General features: G+C 69.1%; 15 protein-coding genes. 4 read left to right on the plus strand and 11 right to left on the minus strand.

The annotated features are described in order from the left end of the window. Positions 1 to 4: 4 nt before the first annotated feature. The 4 genes from BHQ18_RS02225 to BHQ18_RS02240 form a co-directional block, all read right to left on the minus strand. A complete protein-coding gene (locus BHQ18_RS02225; RefSeq protein ID WP_069411910.1) occupies positions 5 to 310 on the minus strand; it encodes an STAS domain-containing protein in 306 nt (101 codons plus the stop codon). Next, the gene (locus tag BHQ18_RS02230; RefSeq protein ID WP_069411911.1) at positions 310 to 4,464 is read right to left on the minus strand and encodes a SpoIIE family protein phosphatase; all 4,155 of its coding nucleotides are present in this window, start codon (positions 4,462 to 4,464) and stop codon (positions 310 to 312) included. The genes BHQ18_RS02225 and BHQ18_RS02230 overlap by 1 nt, the downstream gene beginning before the upstream one ends. Next, complete coding sequence (locus BHQ18_RS02235) at positions 4,461 to 4,811, minus strand: STAS domain-containing protein (RefSeq protein WP_069411912.1); 351 nt, start codon at positions 4,809 to 4,811, stop codon at positions 4,461 to 4,463. The genes BHQ18_RS02230 and BHQ18_RS02235 overlap by 4 nt, the downstream gene beginning before the upstream one ends. A 99-nt stretch (positions 4,812 to 4,910) precedes the next feature. Further along, a complete protein-coding gene (locus BHQ18_RS02240) occupies positions 4,911 to 5,606 on the minus strand; it encodes a PAS and ANTAR domain-containing protein (RefSeq protein WP_069411913.1) in 696 nt (231 codons plus the stop codon). An 842-nt stretch (positions 5,607 to 6,448) separates the two neighbouring features. Here BHQ18_RS02240 and BHQ18_RS02245 point away from each other — a divergent pair. After that, on the plus strand, positions 6,449 to 7,777 hold the full coding sequence (locus BHQ18_RS02245) for a hypothetical protein (protein WP_069411914.1): 1,329 nt from the start codon (positions 6,449 to 6,451) through the stop codon (positions 7,775 to 7,777). Between the two features lie 74 nt (positions 7,778 to 7,851). On the opposite strand, the gene BHQ18_RS02250 is transcribed toward BHQ18_RS02245, so the two are convergent. Continuing rightward, complete coding sequence (locus tag BHQ18_RS02250) at positions 7,852 to 9,612, minus strand: N-acyl-D-amino-acid deacylase family protein (RefSeq protein ID WP_069411915.1); 1,761 nt, start codon at positions 9,610 to 9,612, stop codon at positions 7,852 to 7,854. Between the two features lie 65 nt (positions 9,613 to 9,677). Here BHQ18_RS02250 and BHQ18_RS02255 point away from each other — a divergent pair, with 65 nt between their 5' ends. Both BHQ18_RS02255 and BHQ18_RS02260 read left to right on the plus strand, forming a co-directional pair. After that, the gene (locus BHQ18_RS02255) at positions 9,678 to 11,030 is read left to right on the plus strand and encodes an aromatic ring-hydroxylating oxygenase subunit alpha (RefSeq protein WP_372516619.1); all 1,353 of its coding nucleotides are present in this window, start codon (positions 9,678 to 9,680) and stop codon (positions 11,028 to 11,030) included. Further along, complete coding sequence (locus BHQ18_RS02260; RefSeq protein WP_069411917.1) at positions 11,023 to 11,670, plus strand: TetR/AcrR family transcriptional regulator; 648 nt, start codon at positions 11,023 to 11,025, stop codon at positions 11,668 to 11,670. The genes BHQ18_RS02255 and BHQ18_RS02260 overlap by 8 nt, the downstream gene beginning before the upstream one ends. 18 nt (positions 11,671 to 11,688) lie before the next feature. On the opposite strand, the gene BHQ18_RS02265 is transcribed toward BHQ18_RS02260, so the two are convergent. The 4 genes from BHQ18_RS02265 to BHQ18_RS02280 all read right to left on the minus strand — a co-directional run bounded on the left by BHQ18_RS02265 (position 11,689) and on the right by BHQ18_RS02280 (position 16,407). Next, positions 11,689 to 13,899: an acyl-CoA dehydrogenase family protein gene (locus tag BHQ18_RS02265; protein ID WP_069411918.1), complete on the minus strand. Its 2,211-nt coding sequence runs from the start codon at positions 13,897 to 13,899 to the stop codon at positions 11,689 to 11,691. Continuing rightward, positions 13,896 to 14,903, minus strand: a complete 1,008-nt coding sequence (locus BHQ18_RS02270; RefSeq protein ID WP_069411919.1) for an NAD-dependent epimerase/dehydratase family protein — start codon at positions 14,901 to 14,903, stop codon at positions 13,896 to 13,898. The genes BHQ18_RS02265 and BHQ18_RS02270 overlap by 4 nt, the downstream gene beginning before the upstream one ends. A 158-nt stretch (positions 14,904 to 15,061) precedes the next feature. Beyond that, positions 15,062 to 15,472 carry a pyridoxamine 5'-phosphate oxidase family protein gene (locus BHQ18_RS02275; protein ID WP_069411920.1) on the minus strand — a complete coding sequence of 137 codons (411 nt, stop codon included), beginning with the start codon at positions 15,470 to 15,472 and terminating at the stop codon, positions 15,062 to 15,064. A 98-nt stretch (positions 15,473 to 15,570) separates the two neighbouring features. Next, positions 15,571 to 16,407 carry a universal stress protein gene (locus BHQ18_RS02280; protein ID WP_069411921.1) on the minus strand — a complete coding sequence of 279 codons (837 nt, stop codon included), beginning with the start codon at positions 16,405 to 16,407 and terminating at the stop codon, positions 15,571 to 15,573. A gap of 141 nt (positions 16,408 to 16,548) precedes the next feature. On the opposite strand from BHQ18_RS02280, the gene BHQ18_RS02285 reads away from it, so the two are divergent. Further along, positions 16,549 to 17,394, plus strand: a complete 846-nt coding sequence (locus BHQ18_RS02285; RefSeq protein ID WP_069411922.1) for a mycofactocin-coupled SDR family oxidoreductase — start codon at positions 16,549 to 16,551, stop codon at positions 17,392 to 17,394. A gap of 6 nt (positions 17,395 to 17,400) precedes the next feature. Here the strand turns inward: BHQ18_RS02285 and BHQ18_RS02290 are convergent, their stop codons facing one another. After that, a complete protein-coding gene (locus tag BHQ18_RS02290; protein ID WP_069411923.1) occupies positions 17,401 to 18,252 on the minus strand; it encodes an SDR family oxidoreductase in 852 nt (283 codons plus the stop codon). Between the two features lie 271 nt (positions 18,253 to 18,523). Beyond that, the gene (locus BHQ18_RS02295; RefSeq protein WP_069411924.1) at positions 18,524 to 19,747 is read right to left on the minus strand and encodes a TerC family protein; all 1,224 of its coding nucleotides are present in this window, start codon (positions 19,745 to 19,747) and stop codon (positions 18,524 to 18,526) included. Between the last annotated feature and the right edge of the window lie 123 nt (positions 19,748 to 19,870).

Genomic DNA, 19,870 nt, shown 5'->3' on the forward strand with positions numbered 1-19,870 from the left:
TCTCTCAGTCCCCGTGCGCGGCTTGCACGTCGGCCACCTGAGTCAGCCCGCTCACGGTCAGCACCGGCATCAGGATCGGGTTCGCGACGATCCGCCTGATCCGGCCGGCATGTTCGAACAGCGCGTTGATGGCCCCGCTGTCGAGATACTCGATTCCGCTGAAGTCGACCACGACCGCGTCCGAGTCTCGAGCGGCCGCAATGGCTTCGGTGAACGCCTCGACGTTGCTCAGGTCGAGTTCACCGGCGACGCGCAGCAGCAGCGTGCCGTCATCCGCGCGGCCGGTGTGCACTTCCACTGAGGTGGCCATCACGCGATCCTGGCTTGCATGTTGATCGTGGTACCGCCGTCTCCGGGTTCGATCGTGACATCCTGCATCAACGCCCGCATCAGCTCGATCCCCCGGCCTCGGTGCGCTGCCGGGTCGAAGTGCGGCGGCTTCCAGACCCCGGTGTCGACGACCGCCACGTGCAACCGGTCGGCCAGCACGGTGGCTCGCAGGGACACGGTGCCGCCGGGGCGGTCACGGTGCCCGTGTTCGATGGCGTTGGCGAGCGCCTCGCCGACGGCGATCAGCACGTCGAGCGTCTGGGTCGGTGCGACGCCGGCCTTTTTCAGCCATCCCCGCAGGGCGCTTCGGGTGGCCGCGAGTTCGCCTGCGTCAGCGGCGAATTCGATTTCCAGAGGTGCGGGTTGGCGGTACAGCATGAGGGCCACGTCGTCCTGATATCCGTAGGTCGGGGTCAACTGCGTCATGATCTGGTCGGCCAGGTCGTCGAGCGCCACGCCGCGATGGTCGAGCAGCACCTCGGACACCCGGCCGATCCCGGTGTCGAGTGACTCGCGCCGACGCTCGACCAGACCGTCGGTGTAGAGCAGCAGCGTCGCCCGCGGCGGTATCACGTCGCGGCTCTCGGGCCGGACGTGGTCATACGGCAACCCGAGCGGGGTCACCGAGGCGTCGTCGAGGAGCCGGATGACGCCGTCCGGGGACACCAGCACCGGCGGCGGATGGCCCGCGCTCGAGTACAGGAGTTCACCGCTCTGCGGGTCGAGCACCGCGCAGAACGCCGTCGTGCACCGCGCGCCCGGCAGCCGGGCGGCGAACCGGTCCAGCGCCGACAGCGCAGCCGCCGGGCTGGGATGCTCGAGAAGCAGTGCGCGGCAGGCACTTCGGAGCTGGCCCATCACCGTCGCGGCGGGTAGCCCGTGGCCCACGCAGTCACCGACGATCAGCGCGATCCGGCCGTCGTCGAGGTCGACGACGTCGTACCAGTCCCCGCCGACCTGAAGCGGGCGGGTCGCGGGTTGGTATCGCACCGCGAACCCGCTGGACACCGTCGGGCCGAGGATCGCGTGCTGCAACGCCAGCGCGGTCTCACGCTGCTGGTCGAGCTGATGCACCCGTTGCAGCCCCTGCCCGAGCCGGCCGGCCAGCACCGTCAGCAGCGTGTGGTCCTCGGGCGTGAACGGGCGCCGCTCGGCCAGTTCGAGGTGCAGCACCAGCACCCCCTGCGGATGCTGCAGCGCGATGTGGGCCGTGCCCGGCCTGGTCTCGGCGACGAGCGAGTCGGCGGTGCGCAGCGCGAGGATCTCCCGCTGTGCCTGTGCGGGCAGTTCGTGCCACCGGACCGGTTTACCGGAGGACACGAAATCGATCGGCTCGCCGACGTCCTCGACGTCGGCAGACGGGAACGTCACCGCCAGTACCCGGTGGGCCCACCACACCGCGCGCAGCTCCTCGGCGGCCGCGCGGACCGCGTCGCGAAGGCTGTCCGCCTGGGCGAGTTGCTGGTTCAGCGCGGCCAGCGCGGTCTCACGCTGCACGGTGTAGTGCTCGGCGGTGACGTCGCGGAAGGTGCCGACGAGCACCTTGCGTCCGGTGTCGATCTCCTCGATCCGGTTGAACGCGATGGTGATCCACAGCCGGTGCCCGTCGCGGTGGGTGACCGGCATCGTGTGACGCCCCTGCGGTTCGCTCAGCATCCGGTCGAACGCGTCGCGGGCCTGCCGGTGCGCCTCGGGATCGTTGTCGGCGGCCGGCCACCACGGATGCTCCGGTAGGTAGGGCAGCCCGTCGACCCCGAACCCGAGGATCTCGGTGAACGCCGCGTTGATCTCGATCACCGCGCCGTCCTCGTCGCAGACGAAGAACGCCTCCTGCAGCGAGTCGATCAGCGCGGTGCGCCACCGGGCATGGTGGTTGCGCAGCCGGGCCAGCTTGACGTTGGTACGGACCCGGGCCAGCAGTTCGGCGGCGGCGAAGGGTTTGACCAGGTAGTCGTCGGCACCGGCCTGCAGACCGTCGATTGCGGCCTCCTGCCCGGCGCGCGCGGACAGCAGCAGCACGGGCACGGCGGCGGTGCGCGGATCGGCCCGCAGCGCGGCGACGAGTTGCAGCCCGTCCAGCCGCGGCATCATCACGTCGCTGACCACCATGTCGGGCGTGCCGGCGCGGATCGCGTCCAGCGCGCTCTGCCCGTCGGTCACCGCGTCGACGAGGTAGCCGTCGTTGCGCAGCAGCCGAGCCACGTAGTCGCGCATGTCGGCGTTGTCGTCGGCGATGAGCACCCGCGGTGTGGCGCCGATACCGGGCGCCGAGGACATCACCGGCTCCGACGCGGGCGGCGGGTCGGCCCCGTCGCGGTGCTCGGGTAACCAGCGCAACGCTTCCTGCAGATACGCTTCGGCACCCGCGGTCGTCGCGCGGGGATCGGACGCAGACCCGATCGCGTCGGCGGGCAGATGCGCGCTGCCGATCGGCAGCCGGATGGTGAATGTGGTGCCCGCACCCTCGGTGCTGTCGACGTCGATACTGCCGCTGTGCAGTTCGATGAGTTCCTTGACCAGCGCGAGGCCGATACCGCTGCCCTCGTTGGAGCGGGCCCGCACGTTGTCGATGCGGTGGAACCGCTCGAACAGCCGTGGCTTCTCCGCCGCGGCCACCCCGATTCCGGTGTCGCCGACGGTGACCACGGCGTCCGCACCGTCGCGGCGCACACTGATCGAGATCTCGCCCTCGAAGGTGAACTTCAGCGCGTTCGACAGCAGGTTGAAGACCACCTTCTCCCACATGTCCCGGTCGAGGTAGACCACCTCATCCAGTTCGGGGCAGTCGACGGTGAACACCAGCCCGGCCCGTTCGATCGCCGAGCGGAAGACGCTGGCTAGCTCGGCGGTGACCGCACCGAGGTCGACCGGTACGTACCGCGCCCGCATCCGGCCCGCCTCGATGCGGGAGAAGTCGAGCAACGTGTTGACCAGCTTGGCCAGCCGTAACCCGTTGCGCCAGACGATGTCCAGTTCACCGCGGGTGGCGTCGTCGAAATCGGCACCGCGGGTGCGTAGTTCGGCGACGGGGTCGAGGATCAACGTCAGCGGGGTGCGGAACTCGTGGCTGATGTTGGAGAAGAACGTCGTCTTGGCCCGGTCGAGTTCGGCCAGTTCCTCGGCCCGCTGCTGCTGCGCCTGGTAGTTGCGCGCGCTGCCGACGCCCGCGGCGATGTGTCCGGCGACGAGCGTGACGAAGCCGCGATACGCCTCGTCGAGTGGTCGGTACCGGTTCAACGCGGCGACCAGCAGTCCGCTCGGCGAACCGCCCTGCTGCAGCAGCGGCACCACCAGCGCCTGGGTGGGCGGAAGATCCCAGGCACCGGACGGCAGATCCCCGTGGCGGTCCGGGTCGAGTTCGACGACCGTCACCTCACCGCGCACCGCGGGGCTCATCGGCCACACCCCCGAGTCGTCGCCCGGCAGGTGTGGCGGCGCAATGCGGTGTCCGGCAACGACACCGGTCGAGCCGGCCAACCGCGCACCGCCGTCGTCGTCGAACAGATAGGTCAGCGTGAAGGGCAGGTCGCGCGTGTTGTTGCCGAGTTGACGGTCGGCGTAGGCGAGGATCTCCGCCTCGGTGCGCACCACGCTGGGGTCCGACCCCAGATCGCGCAGCGTCGTCATCTGGCGCTCGCTGATCACCTTCTGGGTGTCCTCGCTGACCACGCAGAGCATGCCGACGACCGCGCCGCCGTCGTCGCGCAGCGGGCTGTAGGAGAAAGTGTGGTAGGTCTCCTCCTGGTAACCGGACCGCTCGAGGAACAGCAGCAGCGCCGAGTCCCAGGTGGCCTCGCCGGTGGAGAGCACCCGGTCGATGCGCGGTCCGATGTCGGGCCAGATCTCGGCCCACACCTCGCGGGCCGGCCGCCCGAGCGCCCACGGGTACTTTCGGCCCAGCGTGTCGCGACGGTAGGCGGCGTTGCAGAAGAAGGTCAGTTCCGGACCCCACGCCATCCACATCGGGAACCGCGACGACAGCAGGATGCTGACCGCGGTGCGCAGGCTCTGCGGCCAGCCCCGCACCTCACCCAGCGGGGTGGTCTCCCACGGCACGTCGGCCAGGTCGGCACCGACGTGGGGGTCGGCGCTGAAGAGCGCGGGGACGGGCGGACGCCCCTTCGGCGCGCTCACCCGTCCACCGCGTCGGCCACCGACTTGTAAGGGCGAAGCACTTTGTCGAGGCGGGTCACCTCCAACGGCCGCACCACTTCGGGGCCGGTGGCCACCACCCGCACCGAAACGCCCGCTGCAGAACCCTTCTCGTAGCAGTCGAGGACGGCGTTCAGCCCCGCACTACCGAAGTAGGTGACCGCGCCGAGGTCGACGACCAGCAGCTTGGCCGGATGCCCGCCCGCGGCCTGCAGAGCCGCATCGAAGTGGGGTTCCAGCGTCGCCACGGTGCCCGAGTCGATCTCGCCGCCGACCCACACCACCACCGCGGCGTCGCGCACGTCTCGCTTGACCTCTAACAGCGCCACTGCCGCTCACCCGCCGCCACCGGCACAACCGGGCCTTTCGTCATGGATTCTTGATACCCCCACCGGAGCGATTTCAGCCGTGGAATACACGTGCTCTGCTCACCGGGTCTGGGCGTCGGCGTCACCGCCGGTGATGCGGGTGTGCGCGGTCAACAACAGATGGTCGAACTGGCGGCGCAGATCATCGCGCTGCGCGTCGACCGAGGTGAGATCCGCGACGACCTGAGCGGCCAGCACCCGCAGTTTGGTGTTGGTCTCCTGCGACCGCCACATGAGCAACTCGAACGCGGCCTCGGCGTCGATCTGGTAGACGAGCATCAGCGCGCCCTTGGCCTGTTCGATCGCCGCACGCGCCTCGAACAGTTCAGGCAGGGTCTCCGACAGCGCCTGGCGCCGCGTCTGGGCGAAGGTGTCGGTCAGGTCGATGTAGAACCCCTCGGTGCCGGCGACGGCGCCCGACTCGTCGACCATGCGGTCACCCAGCACGATGACGGTGTGCACTCTGCCGTTGGTGTCGATGAACCGGTGCCGGCTGGAGAATGACCCGCCGGCGTGCAGAGCGTGGTCCAGTAGATCCTGCACCTGCTGCCGGTCGTCGGGATGTTTGTGCGACAGCAGCAGTTCGGTCGTCGGCTGCACCGAACCCGGTTCGTAGCCGTGCATGCGGGCCACCTCATCGGACCATTCCCACCGTTGTCCGACGAACCAGAAGCGGAAGGTCCCGACGTTGTGGTCCGCGATCGCCCGGTCGGAGGCAGCCGGCACCGGGCTGTCTGCGGCGGCCGGGTTCGACATGCGCCCATCATCGCATTTCAACCGCTTCCAGGAGTCGGATCACGACGAGCCTTCTGCCCCGGCGGAGTTGTTCACCGTCGAGCCCGCGGCCGCACCGAGGTCACCTGTCTCGCTGATTATTGTTGTGACGCAACGGGTTTCATGTAGACGACGAGATCGACGACATTGACCACGGCGCCGAAGCGACGCGAGAGCGCAGCAGGGCCGAAATCAACGGTGCGGTAAGCGAATCGGCGTCCGGCCGGGGTGGCAGTCGTTCCCCACGAGCGATCAGGCCACCAGACCCACAGGCGAACCGACCACGGTTTGTTCGCATCCACCTTTGCTCACGGGGGCCGTCGCGCCAGTCAATCCCCACTCGCGGTCATCCCTGGTTGACGGCACGCGCGCCCTGCGCGAAGCGGGCATATACCACGCCAGGCCGGGGGCAACGGTGGACCGTCGGCCGTGGTGAAGACGATCCGGGCGGCCGACGAGGGTAGCTCTGGACAAGCGATGACTATCCGGTAAATTTCATCCGCGTCGGTGTATGACTCGTCAAGAACCGCAATCCAGCTGCGAATTCACCTCCTGGAATACGGCGCGGCCGGTGGTCATAAGTCCCCTTACTTAGTGACACAAACCACTTGTGTCTTAGGTAAGGCTCAGCTAATCTTCAGCTGCCGTTCGGCAAAACCACAGGCACAACAGGAGAAATCGTGCAGCTAGCAGTTCAGGCTGATCCGCCGGTCTATGGCCCCTCGCCCAGTTACTCACCTACGTCTCGCCGCAGCTCGAAGCTGATGGTTGCTGGCGTTGCGGTGGCAAGTGCTGGTGTTCTCGCGGTCAGCCCGGTAGCCCCCATGCCCAACATCCAGGACGTCTCGGAGCGCGCGGCACAGGCCGCGGCGGTCCAGTTGACGGCGGCCACCAACCCGTTCGTGGTGTGGGGCCAGTCGATCGCCGACACCTTCGACAGCCTGTCGACGCTGACGGCGGGCGCCACCGGCGCGACGTCGAACCTCGTCAGCGCCTTGGGTACCGGCTACATCTTCCAGGAAATCGCCAACGTCCTGGTGCAGAACGTCCTGAACCCCGGGCCTCTGCTCAACGAGTTCATGAACTTCAACACCAACTTCGGTCCCGTCATCGAGACCGCCCTCTCGGGCACGGCCACCGCGATGCAGACGGCGTTCGCGCAGCTCCCGGGCGTGCTGGAGGATTCGCTGGGCCACCTCGGGCAGGGTCAGTTCTTCGAGGCGTACTCGAAGATCAACGGCTGGTTCGTGCTCCAATACCTCGGTGGGATGCGTCCGCTCATCCCGATCCTGTCGATCCCCGCGCAGTTCGTGGCGAACCTGCCCGGCGCGGTGCAACTGCCCGCCCTGCTCGACGTCATTTCCGAGTTCGCGGTCACCAAGGCGATTTTCGAGCCGATCGTGGGCTCGATCGTCCAGACCACGGAGGTGCTCGACGCGGTCCGCGAGGCGGTCGTGGCGGGCAACCTGCTCGACGCCGTCACCAACCTGGTGAACCTGCCGGTTCTCGCGGTGAACGCTCTGTTCAACGGATTCACCCCGGCCGTCTCCACTGCGGAGTGGCAGGGCCTGCTCGACCGTGGTCTGTTCACCTACCTGGCGGTCACGCTGCCGAACCAGATCGCCAACGCGATCAAGCCGCCGGCTCCCCCGGCTCCTGAAGTGAGCACGTTGGGCGGACCGGCTGAGTTCAGCCTCGGCGCCGACACGGTCGGGATCAGCATCGTCAGCGAAGGCGAAGGCGAAGGCGAAGGCACCGGCGAGGGCACCGATGAGGGCGCTGCTGCCGGCGAAGGCGAAGGCACCGGTGCGGACGGGGGTGCCGCCGGCGGTGAGGGTGAAGGCTCCGGCGCAGGCGAGAACGCCGGCGGCGGAGGCACCGGCGGCGAGACCGGCACCGGCACCGACGAGACCGACGAAGGTGACGACGACACCGACGAGACCGACGAGGGTGACGACGACACCGAGACCGACGAGGGCGATGACGACACCGACGCCGGCGAGGGCGACGACGACACCGACGCCGGCGACGACGACAGCGACACCGGTGCGGGCAGCGGCTCGAACACCGGTGGCGGCTCCAACGGGGGCGGCGACTCGGACGGCGGCTCCAACGGGGGCGGCGACTCCGACGGTGGCTCCGACGACAAGTAAGTAGGTACGACGAGACGGCCCCCTCGGCAACGAGGGGGCCGTCTCCCGTGTGGGTCAGTAGCCGGGGCGCGCGGTCAGCGCGCGCCGCGCACCAGCCGGCCGGGGCGGGCCCCGGTGTCGGTGCCGTTGCGACGGGTCACGACGCCGGTGACGATCGTTGCGTCGTAACCGGAGGCGCCCTGCACCAACCGTTTTCCGCCCGCGGGCAGGTCGTAGGCCATGTGCGGGGCGTGCAAGGTCAACGCGTCCATGTCGATGACGTTGAGGTCGGCCTTCTTGCCCACCTGGATCACCCCGCGGTCGGACAGGCCGAACAGTTGCGCGGTGTCGTGGGACTGTTTGCGGATCACGTACTCCAACGGGAGCTTGTCGCCGCGGTGCCGGTCCCGCGCCCAGTGGGTGAGCAGGAACGTCGGATAGGACGCGTCGCAGATCATGCCGCAGTGCGCGCCGCCGTCCGACAGCCCGACGACGCCCGCCGGGTGCAGCAGCATCTCCCTGATCGCGTCGTGATTTCCGTAGAAGTAGTTGAAGAACGGCAGCATCAGCATCGCCGACGCATCCCGCTCCAGCATCAGGTCGTACAGCGTCGCCAGCGGATCCTCGCCGCGCTCGGCGGCGATGGTGGCGACCGCGCGGTCCGGTGTCGGCTCGTAATCCGGCGGCTCGCCGAGCGTGTAGATGCGTTCCAGCGAATACTGGACGAGCGCGAACATGTTGTCGAACAACAGGTTCGGGTCTGGCGGCAGATCGCCCTCGGCCAGGATCGCGGCCTTGACCGCGGGATCGGCAAGGCGCTCAGCCAGCTCGTCGCGGCTGCATTCGGCCTTGAGCCGGCGGAAGGTCGGGCGGTGGGTGAATGCGTGGTGGCCCGGGAATCCGAACAGCATCCCGAACGGGCGCGCGGCGATCTGCGGGTACAACTGGCTTCCGGCCGCGTGGGCCTCGGCCGAGATGTCGAGTTGTTCGCGCCACAGGTCGGGTGCGGCGTCGACCTGGATCATCCCGAATGAGATGGGGCGGTCGATCTCGCGGCCCAGCCGCGTCATCCACTCCAGTTCCTTCTTGGGCCCGATGATGTCCTCACCCGCGACGCCCTGCGGCGCGAGTTCGAACACCGCCCGCCCGCCGGCCGCCATCGCCCGGCCGAGGCCGAACAGTTCCTCTTCGGCGGCGAACGTGCCCGGCACCGGCTCACCGTCGATGGCCCGGTGCCCCAGCGTGCGCGAGGTCGAAAAGCCCAGCGCCCCAGCCTCGACGGCCTCCTGCACGATGCGGGCCATGGCGGCGATGTCCTCGGACGAGGCGGGCTCGTTGCGGGCGCCGCGCTCGCCCATCGCGTAGGCCCGCACCGCGCCGTGCGCGATCTGGCTTCCGACGTCGATGGCGAAGTGCTGGTCTCCGATGACGTCGAGGTACTCGGGGTAGCTCTCCCATCCCCACGAGATGCCCTCGGTGAGCGCCGTGCCGGGGATGTCTTCGACGCCTTCCATCAGCCCGATCAGCCAGTCCTCGCGGCCCGGCCGCACCGGCGCGAACCCGACGCCGCAGTTGCCGGTCACGACCGTGGTGACGCCGTGACCGCTGGACGGTTCGAGCATGCTGTCCCAGCTGACCTGCCCGTCGTAGTGGGTGTGGATGTCGACGAACCCGGGTGCGACGAACTTGCCTGTCGCGTCGATGGTTTCGGCGGCCTCCCCCTCGAGCGGCGGGTCGGCCGGACCGCGCCGGCGGACCTCGACGATCGCACCGTCCTTGATGCCGACGTCGGCGGTGAACCGGTCCGCGCCGGTGCCGTCGACGACCGTTCCGCCGGTGATCTTCAGATCGAACACGATTAGCCTCCGAAAGCACGCGTCAGCGGATACCCTCGGCGGGACTGTAACACCGTTACAGGGCGGTGGCGGCGACTTTGGGAGGACCGATCGTGACGCGTACAGCGCCGGATGTCCGCCGTGAGGACGCCATCGGCGTGCCGCCCGCGCGCCCCACCCTGGTACCCGCCCACCGCTACTACTCCGCCGAATTCGCCGGCCTCGAAACCGAGCGGATGTGGCCTCGGGTGTGGCAGGTGGCGTGCACGGTCGACCATGTCGCCGAGCCGGGTGACTTCTTCGAATACCGCTGCGGCTCTTATTCGGTACTCATCGTCCGCGGTGACGGCGGCGTACTGCGCGGCTTCCAGAACGCGTGTCGGCACCGCGGCAATTCGCTGTGCTCGGGCGCCGGCTCCGGCCTGCGCGAGGTGCGGTGCGGCTACCACGGCTGGACGTGGGACCTGGCCGGACAGCTGCGCCGGGTACCGAACCGCAAGGGGTTCGGCGAACTGCGGCTGCACGATCTGCCGCTGGTTGCGGTCGCGGTCGACACCTGGGAGCGGCTGGTGTTCGTCAACCTCGACCGCGACGCGATGCCGCTGCTGGACTACCTCGAGGAGATGCCCGGCGACGTGGCCTGGTGCCGGCTCGGCGACTTCCGCTGCTACGCGACGATGACCATCGACGTCGACGCGAACTGGAAGACCATCGCCGACGGATACAGCGAGACCTACCACATCCAGACCCTGCATCCCGAGCTGCACCGGTGCATGGACGACGTGTACGCGCCGCAACGGATCTGGGGCCACACCGGCAAGTCCGAACAGGTCTACGGCGTGCCGAGCCCGCAGCTGAAGGAACAGCTCAGCGACGCCGAGGTGTGGGACGCCTACGTCAGCACCCAGGGCGCGCTGATGGGCGTCGAGGAGGGCACGCCGCTACCGGATGACCGCGAGCCCGGCGCGTCGGTCGCCGACGTGATCGCCGCGCGCACACGGACGTTCGCCGCGTCGCGCGGGGTCGACCTGGGCTGGGCCACCACCGATCAGGTGATGCGGCTGCACCAGTACAACGTGTTCCCGAACATGACCTTGTTGGCCAACGCCGATCATCTGACGGTGATGACGTCGCACCCGGGTCCGGATCCGGATCACGGCGAGCTGGTGATGCTGCTGTGGTCGCGGATACCGCCGGGGTCGCCGCGCACCAAACCGGTCGACGTGCGGATGTCGGCGGACGAGGCCCACCCCGGGCTGGTCCTCACCCAGGACATCTCGGTGCTGCCCGGCCTTCAGCGCGGCCTGCACCAGCCGGGTTTCACCCACCTGACGCTGTCGAACGAGGAGCGCCGGGTGATCAACATGCACCGCAACCTCGAGCGCTATCTCGATCTGCCCGAGGCCGAGCGGATGACCGGAGGCGAGTCCGGTGCCTGAACCGGCGGTCACCGCCGAGGCCGTCTTCGACGCCGCCGCCGCCATGATCGAACTCGACGGCGTGGACCGCTTCACCATGCGCGGGCTGGCCAACCGGCTCAACGTCGCGGTGACGTCGATCTACTGGCATGTCGGCGGACGGGACAAACTGTTCGACGGCTTGGTGGACCGGCTGCTCGACGAGATGGCGCACCTGCCGATGACCGGGGACACGGCGGTCGACCGCATCGCCTCACTGGCGCACGCACAGCGGCGGCTGCTGATCCAGCGGCAGCACCTGCTGGCCATCGCGCACTCCCGCGACACCACCCCGAAGCTGTTCCTGCCGGTTCAGCGCGCGCTGGCAGGCCAACTGGCCGAACTCGGCGTGACCGGCGCAGACGCGGCGCTGGTGTTGCGCGCGGTCGAGGTGCACGTGATCTCCTCGGCGGTCATGCAGTTCGCCGCGGTGCGCGGCGACAAGCACGACGAGGAGGACCCGTCGCTGTGGACCGACGACTGGCCGGACCGGGCGCTGGTCGAGGCGCTGCAGTCACCGACCGACTACGACGCGGTGTTCACCTACGGGCTGCAGGCTCTGCTGGCACCGCTGCGGGCCGGGCAGCCCGATCCAACCGACGACGGCGGCGTCACCGCGTAGTCCCCTGCGAGTCCTGTCCTACTTGCGCGGCAGCCCGAGGATCATCTGGGCGATGATGTTGAGCTGAATCTCCTTGGTGCCACCGCCGATGAGTTCGGCGGGCACCCGCAGATACGGCCGCACGACGTCGGAGTCGACGGCCATCGCCGATCGGCCCGCTGACTCAAGCGTGGCCGGAAACGTGCGCCGCAGCAGCACGTTCATCGCGACTTTGGCGATGCTGGACGCCGGGCCGGAGGCCTGCCCGTCGAGCAGCCGGATGGTCTCGCGCACCCCCAGCGCCTTGATCGCGTTGGCGTACGCGTCGAGTTCGCCGAGTTGGCGCAGCACATCGCTGTCGGGCGCCCGGTCCAGCGTCCGCAGCGGCGCCGCGCGGTCGAACTGCACGTAACCGCTGATCGCGGAACGCTCTTCGGCCATCGTCGCGATGGCCAGCGCCCACCCCCCGGTCGGCTCGCCGAGCAGCATCGCGTCGGGCACGAACACGTCGGTCAGGAAGACCTCGTTGAACTCCTCCTCGCCGCTGGCCTGTTTGATCGGTTGGACTTCGATGCCGGCCGAGCGCATGTCGACGATGAAGTACCCGATGCCGCGGTGTCTGGGCGCATCCGGATCGGTGCGCGCCAGAAGTGCACCGTAGTCGGCCCGGTGCGCCGAGGACGTCCAGATTTTGTGCCCGTTGATCCGCCATCCGCCGTCGACTCTGGTCGCCCTGGTGGTGAGCGCGGCCAGGTCCGAGCCCGCACCCGGTTCGCTGAACAACTGGCACCAGGCGAGTTCACCGCGCTGTGTCGGCGGAATCAGCTGCTGGGCAAGCTCTTCGGAGCCCGCCCGGATCAGTGAGGGCAGAATCCACTCGGCGATCCCCAGCGACGGCCGCACCAGCGACGGCCGTTTGGTGAACTCCTCGTCGATGATCAGCTGCCGCAGCGGGCTGGCGTCGAGGCCCCACGGCGGCGGCCAGTGCGGCGCGATCAGACCCGCTTCGGCGATCGCCGTGCGTTGGGGCCCGGTGGCGAAATGCTCGTAGTCACCTTGTCGGCCGTGACCGTCGTTGCGCAGTGCGGCCGCCTCGTCGAGGGTCCGGGCCACGTGCGCCCGGAACTGCGCCTCGGCGTCGCCGAGGTCGACGGAGAAGTCGCGCGCGTGGGTGGTGGCGGTCTCGCCGAGCCGTCGGGCCCACCCGGTCCTGGCGCCGATCGACGCGGCCAGGCTGGTGGCCCGCCGCCAGTACAGATGCAGGTCGTGCTCCCAGGTGAAGCCGATGGCGCCGAACATGGTCAGCGTGTCGAGCACCAGGTCCGGACACGGCGCGACGGCCATCAGTGCGGCTCCGGCCGCGGCGATCGTGTGCTGTTCGATCGGGCCGCCTGCCGCGCGCACCGCGTCCCAGGTGGCGGCGCCGGCCAGTTCGCTGTTGACCAGCAGCATCGCGGCGTTGTGCTGCAGTGCCTGGAAGGTGCCGATCAGCCTGCCGAACTGCTCTCGGGTGCGCAGATGTGCGGTGGCCGCTTCCACGCACCAGCCCATGATCCCGGCGGCCACGGCCGCGGTCAGCGCGGTGGTGATGTGTCCGGCGCGTTCGGCGGCGATACCGTCGAGCACGTCGTCGGTTCGGACGGGGTAATCACGCAGGCGGAGCCGGCCCAGGTCGGTCAGCAGGTCGGTGCCCGGCACGGCGTCGACGGTGGCCGCCGGATGGGTGGTGTCCACAGCCAGCCACACGGTTTTCCCGTCATCGGTGGCAGCTCCGAGCAATACCATTGCGGCCGAGCAGATTCCGGCGGCCAGGTCCGATGTCCCGGAGAGGGTCCAGCCGTCTCGGCCGCGCCGCGCCGTGATACCCGAGTGCTCCGGGAGCAGCACCGCGGCCGCCGCCCCCTGCGCGAGACGCGTCAGCACCGACTCGGCAGGGCCGGCTTTGTCGGCGAGCAGCGTGACCGCGCCCGCGCAGACCGTGGGTAGCAGCGGACCGGGTAGCGCCGCCGTGCCCGCCGCCTCGAGTACACACGCGGCGTCGAGCAGGTCGCCGCCCTGGCCGCCGCATCGCTCCGGCAGGTGCACGGCGTGGAAACCGGTGCCGACGAACTCGTCCCACCACCGCGGCAGCGTTCCCTGCGCGAGGGTGTCGAACGATTCGCGGGTGGCGCTCAGCGGGGCGCGCCGTGCCGCGAACTGGGCGACCGCGTCGCTGATTTCGCGTTGTTCGGGGGTGAGCGCGAGGGTCATCGGGGCTCCGTACGGTTGCGGCGCGAGGTCCGGAAGAAGTGGGCGGCGGCGACGATCGCCTCGGGGGTCGGCGCCGGCTGCCAACCCAGATCGTGGACCGCCTTGGAGTGGTCCATCGGCGACATGATGTGCATCAGGCGGACGTTCAGCGGTGTCAGCATGCTGTCGCGCCGGCGGAGTCGGGCCACCCAGCTGCTGGGGTAACTCGCGGCGGCCATCAGGGCGATCGGGACACGTCGCTGCGGCGGTGTGACACCGACTGCGTTACAGCCGATCTCGAAGATCTCCCGGGCGCTCATCCAGCGCTCGGAGACGATGTAGCGCTCGCCGGCCCTGCCGTGCCGGCCGGCCAGGATCAGCGCACGGGCGGCGTCCTCGATGCCGACGGTCTCCGACTCGTAACCGTCGATGTAGAACGGCATCCTGCCGCTGACGGCCGCGGACAGCATCCGCCCGTGCGGGGTCGGCAGCCAGTCACCGGGGCCGTAGGTGTTGGCCACGCACATCGCGACGGCAGGCAGGTCTTTCTCGGCGCTGTAGCGCTGGACCATCCGCTCAGCGGCCACGCGGCTTCGGACGTATTCGCCGCCGACGTCGAGCCAGTTGTGTTCGGTGGTCTCGTCGGCAGGCCCGTCGGTGGAGCGTCCGATCGTGGCGATGGAACTGGTGAACACGAAGCGTTGCAGGTTTGCGGGTGCGGCCACGTCCAGCACCGCCCGCAGACCGTCGACGTTGGTGCGCCACATCGGCGCCGGGTCCAGCAACCACGGGCGGGCGTCGACCACGCAGTAGTACACGACGTCGCAGCCGCGCATCGCCGCGCGCACGCTGTCGGCGTCGAAGATGTCCCCGCGCCGGATGTCGACGTCGAGCCCCTCGATGCCGCGGGTCGAGCTGGTGGGGCGGATCAGTACCCGCACCCGTTCGCCGTCGGCGACCAGCTGCTTGGTGACGTGCGAACCCAGGAAGCCGCTGGCGCCGATGACCAGCTTCGTCGCTGTCACCGATGACCGGCCACTGTCGACGTCCCTTCGCTCCGACGAGTGTCACCATTCGCAGTGACGATCGCGTCGCAAAGCAGAGTAATCCATGGAGTAACCGCGAGTGTCCCGCGACCGGGAATAGGTTCGACGGCGCGGGGTTTGCAGGCCGCGCGTTCGGCTCAGGCGCCGCCGAACGCGAAGCGCCTGCCCGTCACACTGACCGGTTTGATCCGCACGTAATGCTGTTTGACGGTTCCGGTCCACGGAAGCAGTTGCGCGCGTTCCGCTTCGGCGATCTCGTCGTCGGTGCGCAGTGTGCCCGCGCGGCCCTTGACGATCACGCTCCACCCCTCGGCCACGTTGTGGTCGTCGGCTTCGAACAGCACGTCGTTGTTGATCATCGCGCTGACCAACTTGGTGCCCTCGGCGGTACGGAACAGCACCGTCCGGTTCTGCACCGCGAAGTTCACCGGGAAGATCTCGGGATGGCCGTCGACGCTGGTGACCAGCCGGCCCAGCGCGACGCCCGCGAGCAGGTCCCAGCATTCACTGGCCGGCAGGATGGTGACGGGATCGGTTCTCGTGGTCATACACCCGACGCTATTGCGCTGCCCGAACGTCGGGAAGTGACGGAAGTCCCTCACCGCCAGACCATATGGCCCCGATATGGCCCGGACACGGCTCAGGCTCAGCGTGACCGGACCACCAGCACCGGCATGCGGGCGGACTCGACGACCGCCGCGCTCACCGACCCCAGAAGCATCCCGGCCAAGCCGCCCCGACCGTGGCTGCCGACGACGGTCAGCTGGGCGGACTCGGACTGCCTGAGCAGTTCGCGGGCCGGACGGTCCATCACCACCACCCGCCGCACGGTGAGCGAGGGATGGCGCTCAGCCCACGGCGCGAGACGTTCGACCAGCAGCTGCATTGCCTGCCGCTGCAGGTCGGGCCAGCTTCCTTCGTGCAGTTCGTCGGCCGAGAAGTCGCTCCACGCGTGCACGGCGACCAGGTCGACCCCGCGCCGGTCCGCCTCGTCGAAGGCGATCCCGGTGGCGGCCTCGGACACCGCCGAGCCGTCGACACCCACCACCACCGGCGCGGTTGCGGGCCGGTCCATCAGCGGGTCCTCGTCATGGATGACCGCGACCGGGCATCGCGCCTGGCGGACGAGCGCCGAACTCACCGACCCCAGCAACCGCCGCCCCACCCGGCCGAGCCCACGGCGGCCGACGACGATCATGTCGGCTGTCGCGGACCGATCGACCAGCGACTCGACCACCGGGGCGTCGCGCTGTTCGGTCGATATCCCGACCGAGGCGCCGCCGACGGCACGCTCGGCGACCGCTACCGCGTCGTCGAGAACACCGTGCGGCTCGTGCGCGGAAGACACCGCAGCGATATGCACGATCGACAGCGGCACCTGCCGCAACGCGGCTTCGCGCGCGGCCCAGTCGGCGGCCACCCTTGCCGCCGGCGAGCCGTCGACGGCCGCCACGATGCCGTGAGGCGTTGTGCTGGCGGGCATCTGAACTCCTCCGATCGACGCACTGACCGCGGTCTGCCGCCAGTTTCACCCGGCGCCTGCCTCGCCGACGAGGGTCTGAAGTCCCCATCCGGGGCGCCGTTCGACGCTACCGTGTGTGACTGGTCAACACGGGAGGTCGTCATGGCGGGCAGCACGACAGGCAGGGTCGCCGGCAAGGTCGCGTTCATCACCGGCGCGGCGCGCGGTCAGGGCCGTGAACACGCGGTCCGGTTGGCCGAGGAGGGCGCCGACATCATCGCCGTCGACGTGTGCGAGGACATCGACACCGCGGGTTATCCGGGCCCGTCGGAGTCCGATCTGGCCGACACCGCCGCGCTGGTCGAGAAGTCGGGACGACGGGCGTTCACCGCCACCACCGACGTGCGCGATCTCGACGGGTTGCGCGCAGCGCTCGAGACCGGCGTCGCCGAGATCGGGCCGATCGACATCGTCGTCGCCAACGCCGGGATCAGCGCCAGCCCCGCTCCGGCCGCGAAGATCGAACCGTCGGCGTGGCAGACGATGTTCGACGTCAACGTGACCGGCGTCTGGCACACCGTCAAAGCGGCGCTGCCGCACATGACCAACCGCGGCGGGTCGATCATCCTGATCAGCTCGATGCTCGGGCTGCGCGGCGGCGGCTACATGGCCCACTACGCCTCGGCCAAACACGCGGTCGTAGGCCTGATGCATTCGTTGGCCAATGAGCTTGCCCCGCAGTGGATCCGGGTCAACACGATTCACCCGGGCAACATCCTGACGCCGATGATCGACAACGACCACTTCCGTCGCACCGTGCGCCCGGACCTCCCGGAGCCGACGATGGACGACGCGGTACAGGTCATCGGGCACTTCCACCTGCTGCCCGAGCCGGTGATCGAAGCGCGCGCGGTCAGCAACGCCGTGCTGTTCCTGGCCTCCGACGAGTCCCAGTACATCACCGGGGCGGCGCTGCCCGTCGACGCCGGGGCGGTCGCCAAGTTCTGAAAACGCCTACCCTCGGCCGAACCGCGCGAACCGCCACAGGTACGGGGGCAGCCGACGCACCGGGACGGCAGCCGGCCAGTCTTTCGCGCGGAAGTACGCATCCGATCCCCCGTCGACGAAGATCACGCTGCCGCAGAGAAAGTCAGCGGAATCCGACAGCATGAACAGCATCCAGTCGGCGAGTTGGCCGGGGTCACCGAAACCACCGATCGGCACGGGGAAGGCGTTGACGGCCTTGGATTCGCGCGGCGACGCGAGTTGCTGCTCGAGCAGCGGTGTCATGATCGCGCCGGGGGCGAGCACGTTGAGCCGGATGCCCTCGCCGGCCCATTGCGCGGTGACGGCGTTGCGGCGCACCCACTGCGAGACCGCGATTTTCGAGGCGGCGTATCCGAGGGCAGCAGAGAGCGGCCCGCGAAGCCGCACCGTGCGCACCGCCTTGTCGACGTCCCCGTCGAGCAGCGCGCGTACGGCCCGCCGCGGCACCGACGGCGTGGTTGTCGTCGAGTTGCTGCCGATCACAACGACTTTGGCGTTGCCCGACGCGGCGAGCGCCGGCCGGAAGGCCTGCAGCAGGTCGACGACGCCGCCGTAGTTGATCTCGAAGATGCGCCGCGCCCCCTCCGCGCCGGGGGTCGGCCCGATCCCCGCGGCCAGCACCGCCCCGTCGAGTCGCCCTTCGGCCGCGGCCAGCACGGCGTCGGCGGCCTGCCTGCGGCCGGCGACACCGGACAGGTCGGCCACGACGTCACCTTCTTTGACGTCGACCCCGATCACGGTGTGGCCGACCGCCCGGAGCTTGTCGGCGGCCTGCCGCCCCATCCCGGACGCGGACCCGGTGACCACGTACACACCCAATGTCGGCCCCCTGACCGTCGCGTCTGCTCTGCACCGCGGGGCGGTGCGCCCAGCGTCGTCGGGCAGCGTAGCGACCGGCCGGGGGCGTCGCCCCACAGGGCCGAGCCATCCGACTATTACGTTTGCGTCAATTTTTGGCTGAACCCTGTACAGGCCCAAGATCAGCGGTTATACCTGAGATGGGCCCGCCCCCGATTCCGAGACGATCGGCCGGCTCCGCGCGAGCTCCCGGCGAGAACGGCAACCATGTCGCCGGGAGCTCGGCGCGTCATCAGGTCAGTTTGCGCTCCGAGGGCGCGGCCTCTCCCCGGCCGACCGCGGCCTCGTGACTGCTGGCGGCCCGCTCGAGAAGATCCATCAGCGCGGCCTCGTCGCGAACCATCCTGCGGTACTTCGGCCCGAGCGCAAGGATCTGATCGCGCTCCCGCAGCAGTCGGTCGAAGATCCGTTCCCGCTCCTTCGGGTCGCGGGTGTACTCCGAATCCAGGTACGCCTCCGCGTGCCGCCGGGCGTTCCTGATCGCGTTCTGCGCCCGGCCTTTCGGGCTCGCCAACGAGGCCACCACGGTGACGATCAGGATGCCGACGATCACCGACAGCGACAGCCCGGTGCTGACCTCCACGACATTGACGGGTTCGCCGTCGTTGATGAACGGGACGTTGTTCTCGTGCAGCGCGTGCAAGAACAGCTTCACGCCGATGAAGCCCAGGATGGCCGCCAGACCGTAGGACAGGTAGATCAGCCGGTCGAGCAGACCGTCGATGAGGAAATACAGCTGCCGCAGGCCGAGCAGGGAGAACGCGGTCGCGGTGAACACGATGTAGACGTTCTGGGTCAGGCCGAAGATCGCGGGGATGGAGTCGAGCGCGAACAGGATGTCGGTGCCGCCGATGGCCACCATCACCAGCAGCATCGGGGTCAGCGCGCGTTTGCCGTCGACGACGGTGAACAGCTTGTCGCCGTCGTAGTAATCGGTGGTGTGAAAGACTTTTCTGGCCAGCCGGATGATGATGTTGTCGGCCGTACCGGAGTCGTCGTCCTTGTCCGGTGCCAGCATGTTGCCCGCGGTGAGCAGCAGGATCAGCCCGAAGACGTAGAAGACCCACGCGAACGTGTTGATCAGCGCGGCGCCCAGGAAGATGAAGCCGGTCCGCGCGATCAACGAGAACACGATGCCGAACAGCAGGACCTTCTGCTGGTCCTCGCGCGGCACCCGGAAGCTCGAGATGATGATCAGGAAGACGAACAGGTTGTCGACCGACAGCGCCTTCTCGGTGATGTAGCCGGCGAAGTACTCCCCGCCGGCGTCGACGCCCCCGAACCAGAGCACGCCGACACCGAACAGCAACGCGAACCCGACGTAGGCCGCCGACCAGACCGCGGCCTCCTTGAGCGTCGGTACATGCGCTTTGCGCACGTGGAAGATGTAGTCGAAGAGCAGCAGCGCGCCGATGCCGGCGATCGTCAGCGCCCAGACCCAGGTCGGAACCTCCATGCGCGTCCTTTGCTGTCGTCGACCGCCTTGTGGCGTCCCTCCCGGGATAACCGGATTGACCGCCTCGAACACCTCGAGCCGACGGCCCGAGCGTAGAACGTATCCTTCCTTGCGACGTTACGA

It is taken from the genome of Mycolicibacterium flavescens, from assembly GCF_001722335.1.
In the GTDB taxonomy this organism is placed as follows: domain Bacteria; phylum Actinomycetota; class Actinomycetes; order Mycobacteriales; family Mycobacteriaceae; genus Mycobacterium; species Mycobacterium flavescens.

What these genes read in the sequence shown, in the direction of transcription:
- BHQ18_RS02225 (WP_069411910.1), bottom strand. Translation starts at nt 310, where the DNA reads ATGGCCACCTCAGTGGAAGTGCACACCGGCCGCGCGGATGACGGCACG.
- BHQ18_RS02240 (WP_069411913.1), bottom strand. Translation starts at nt 5,606, where the DNA reads ATGTCGAACCCGGCCGCCGCAGACAGCCCGGTGCCGGCTGCCTCCGAC.
- BHQ18_RS02245 (WP_069411914.1), top strand. Translation starts at nt 6,449, where the DNA reads ATGCCCAACATCCAGGACGTCTCGGAGCGCGCGGCACAGGCCGCGGCG.
- BHQ18_RS02265 (WP_069411918.1), bottom strand. Translation starts at nt 13,899, where the DNA reads ATGACCCTCGCGCTCACCCCCGAACAACGCGAAATCAGCGACGCGGTC.
- BHQ18_RS02275 (WP_069411920.1), bottom strand. Translation starts at nt 15,472, where the DNA reads ATGACCACGAGAACCGATCCCGTCACCATCCTGCCGGCCAGTGAATGC.
- BHQ18_RS02280 (WP_069411921.1), bottom strand. Translation starts at nt 16,407, where the DNA reads ATGCCCGCCAGCACAACGCCTCACGGCATCGTGGCGGCCGTCGACGGC.
- BHQ18_RS02285 (WP_069411922.1), top strand. Translation starts at nt 16,549, where the DNA reads ATGGCGGGCAGCACGACAGGCAGGGTCGCCGGCAAGGTCGCGTTCATC.
- BHQ18_RS02295 (WP_069411924.1), bottom strand. Translation starts at nt 19,747, where the DNA reads ATGGAGGTTCCGACCTGGGTCTGGGCGCTGACGATCGCCGGCATCGGC.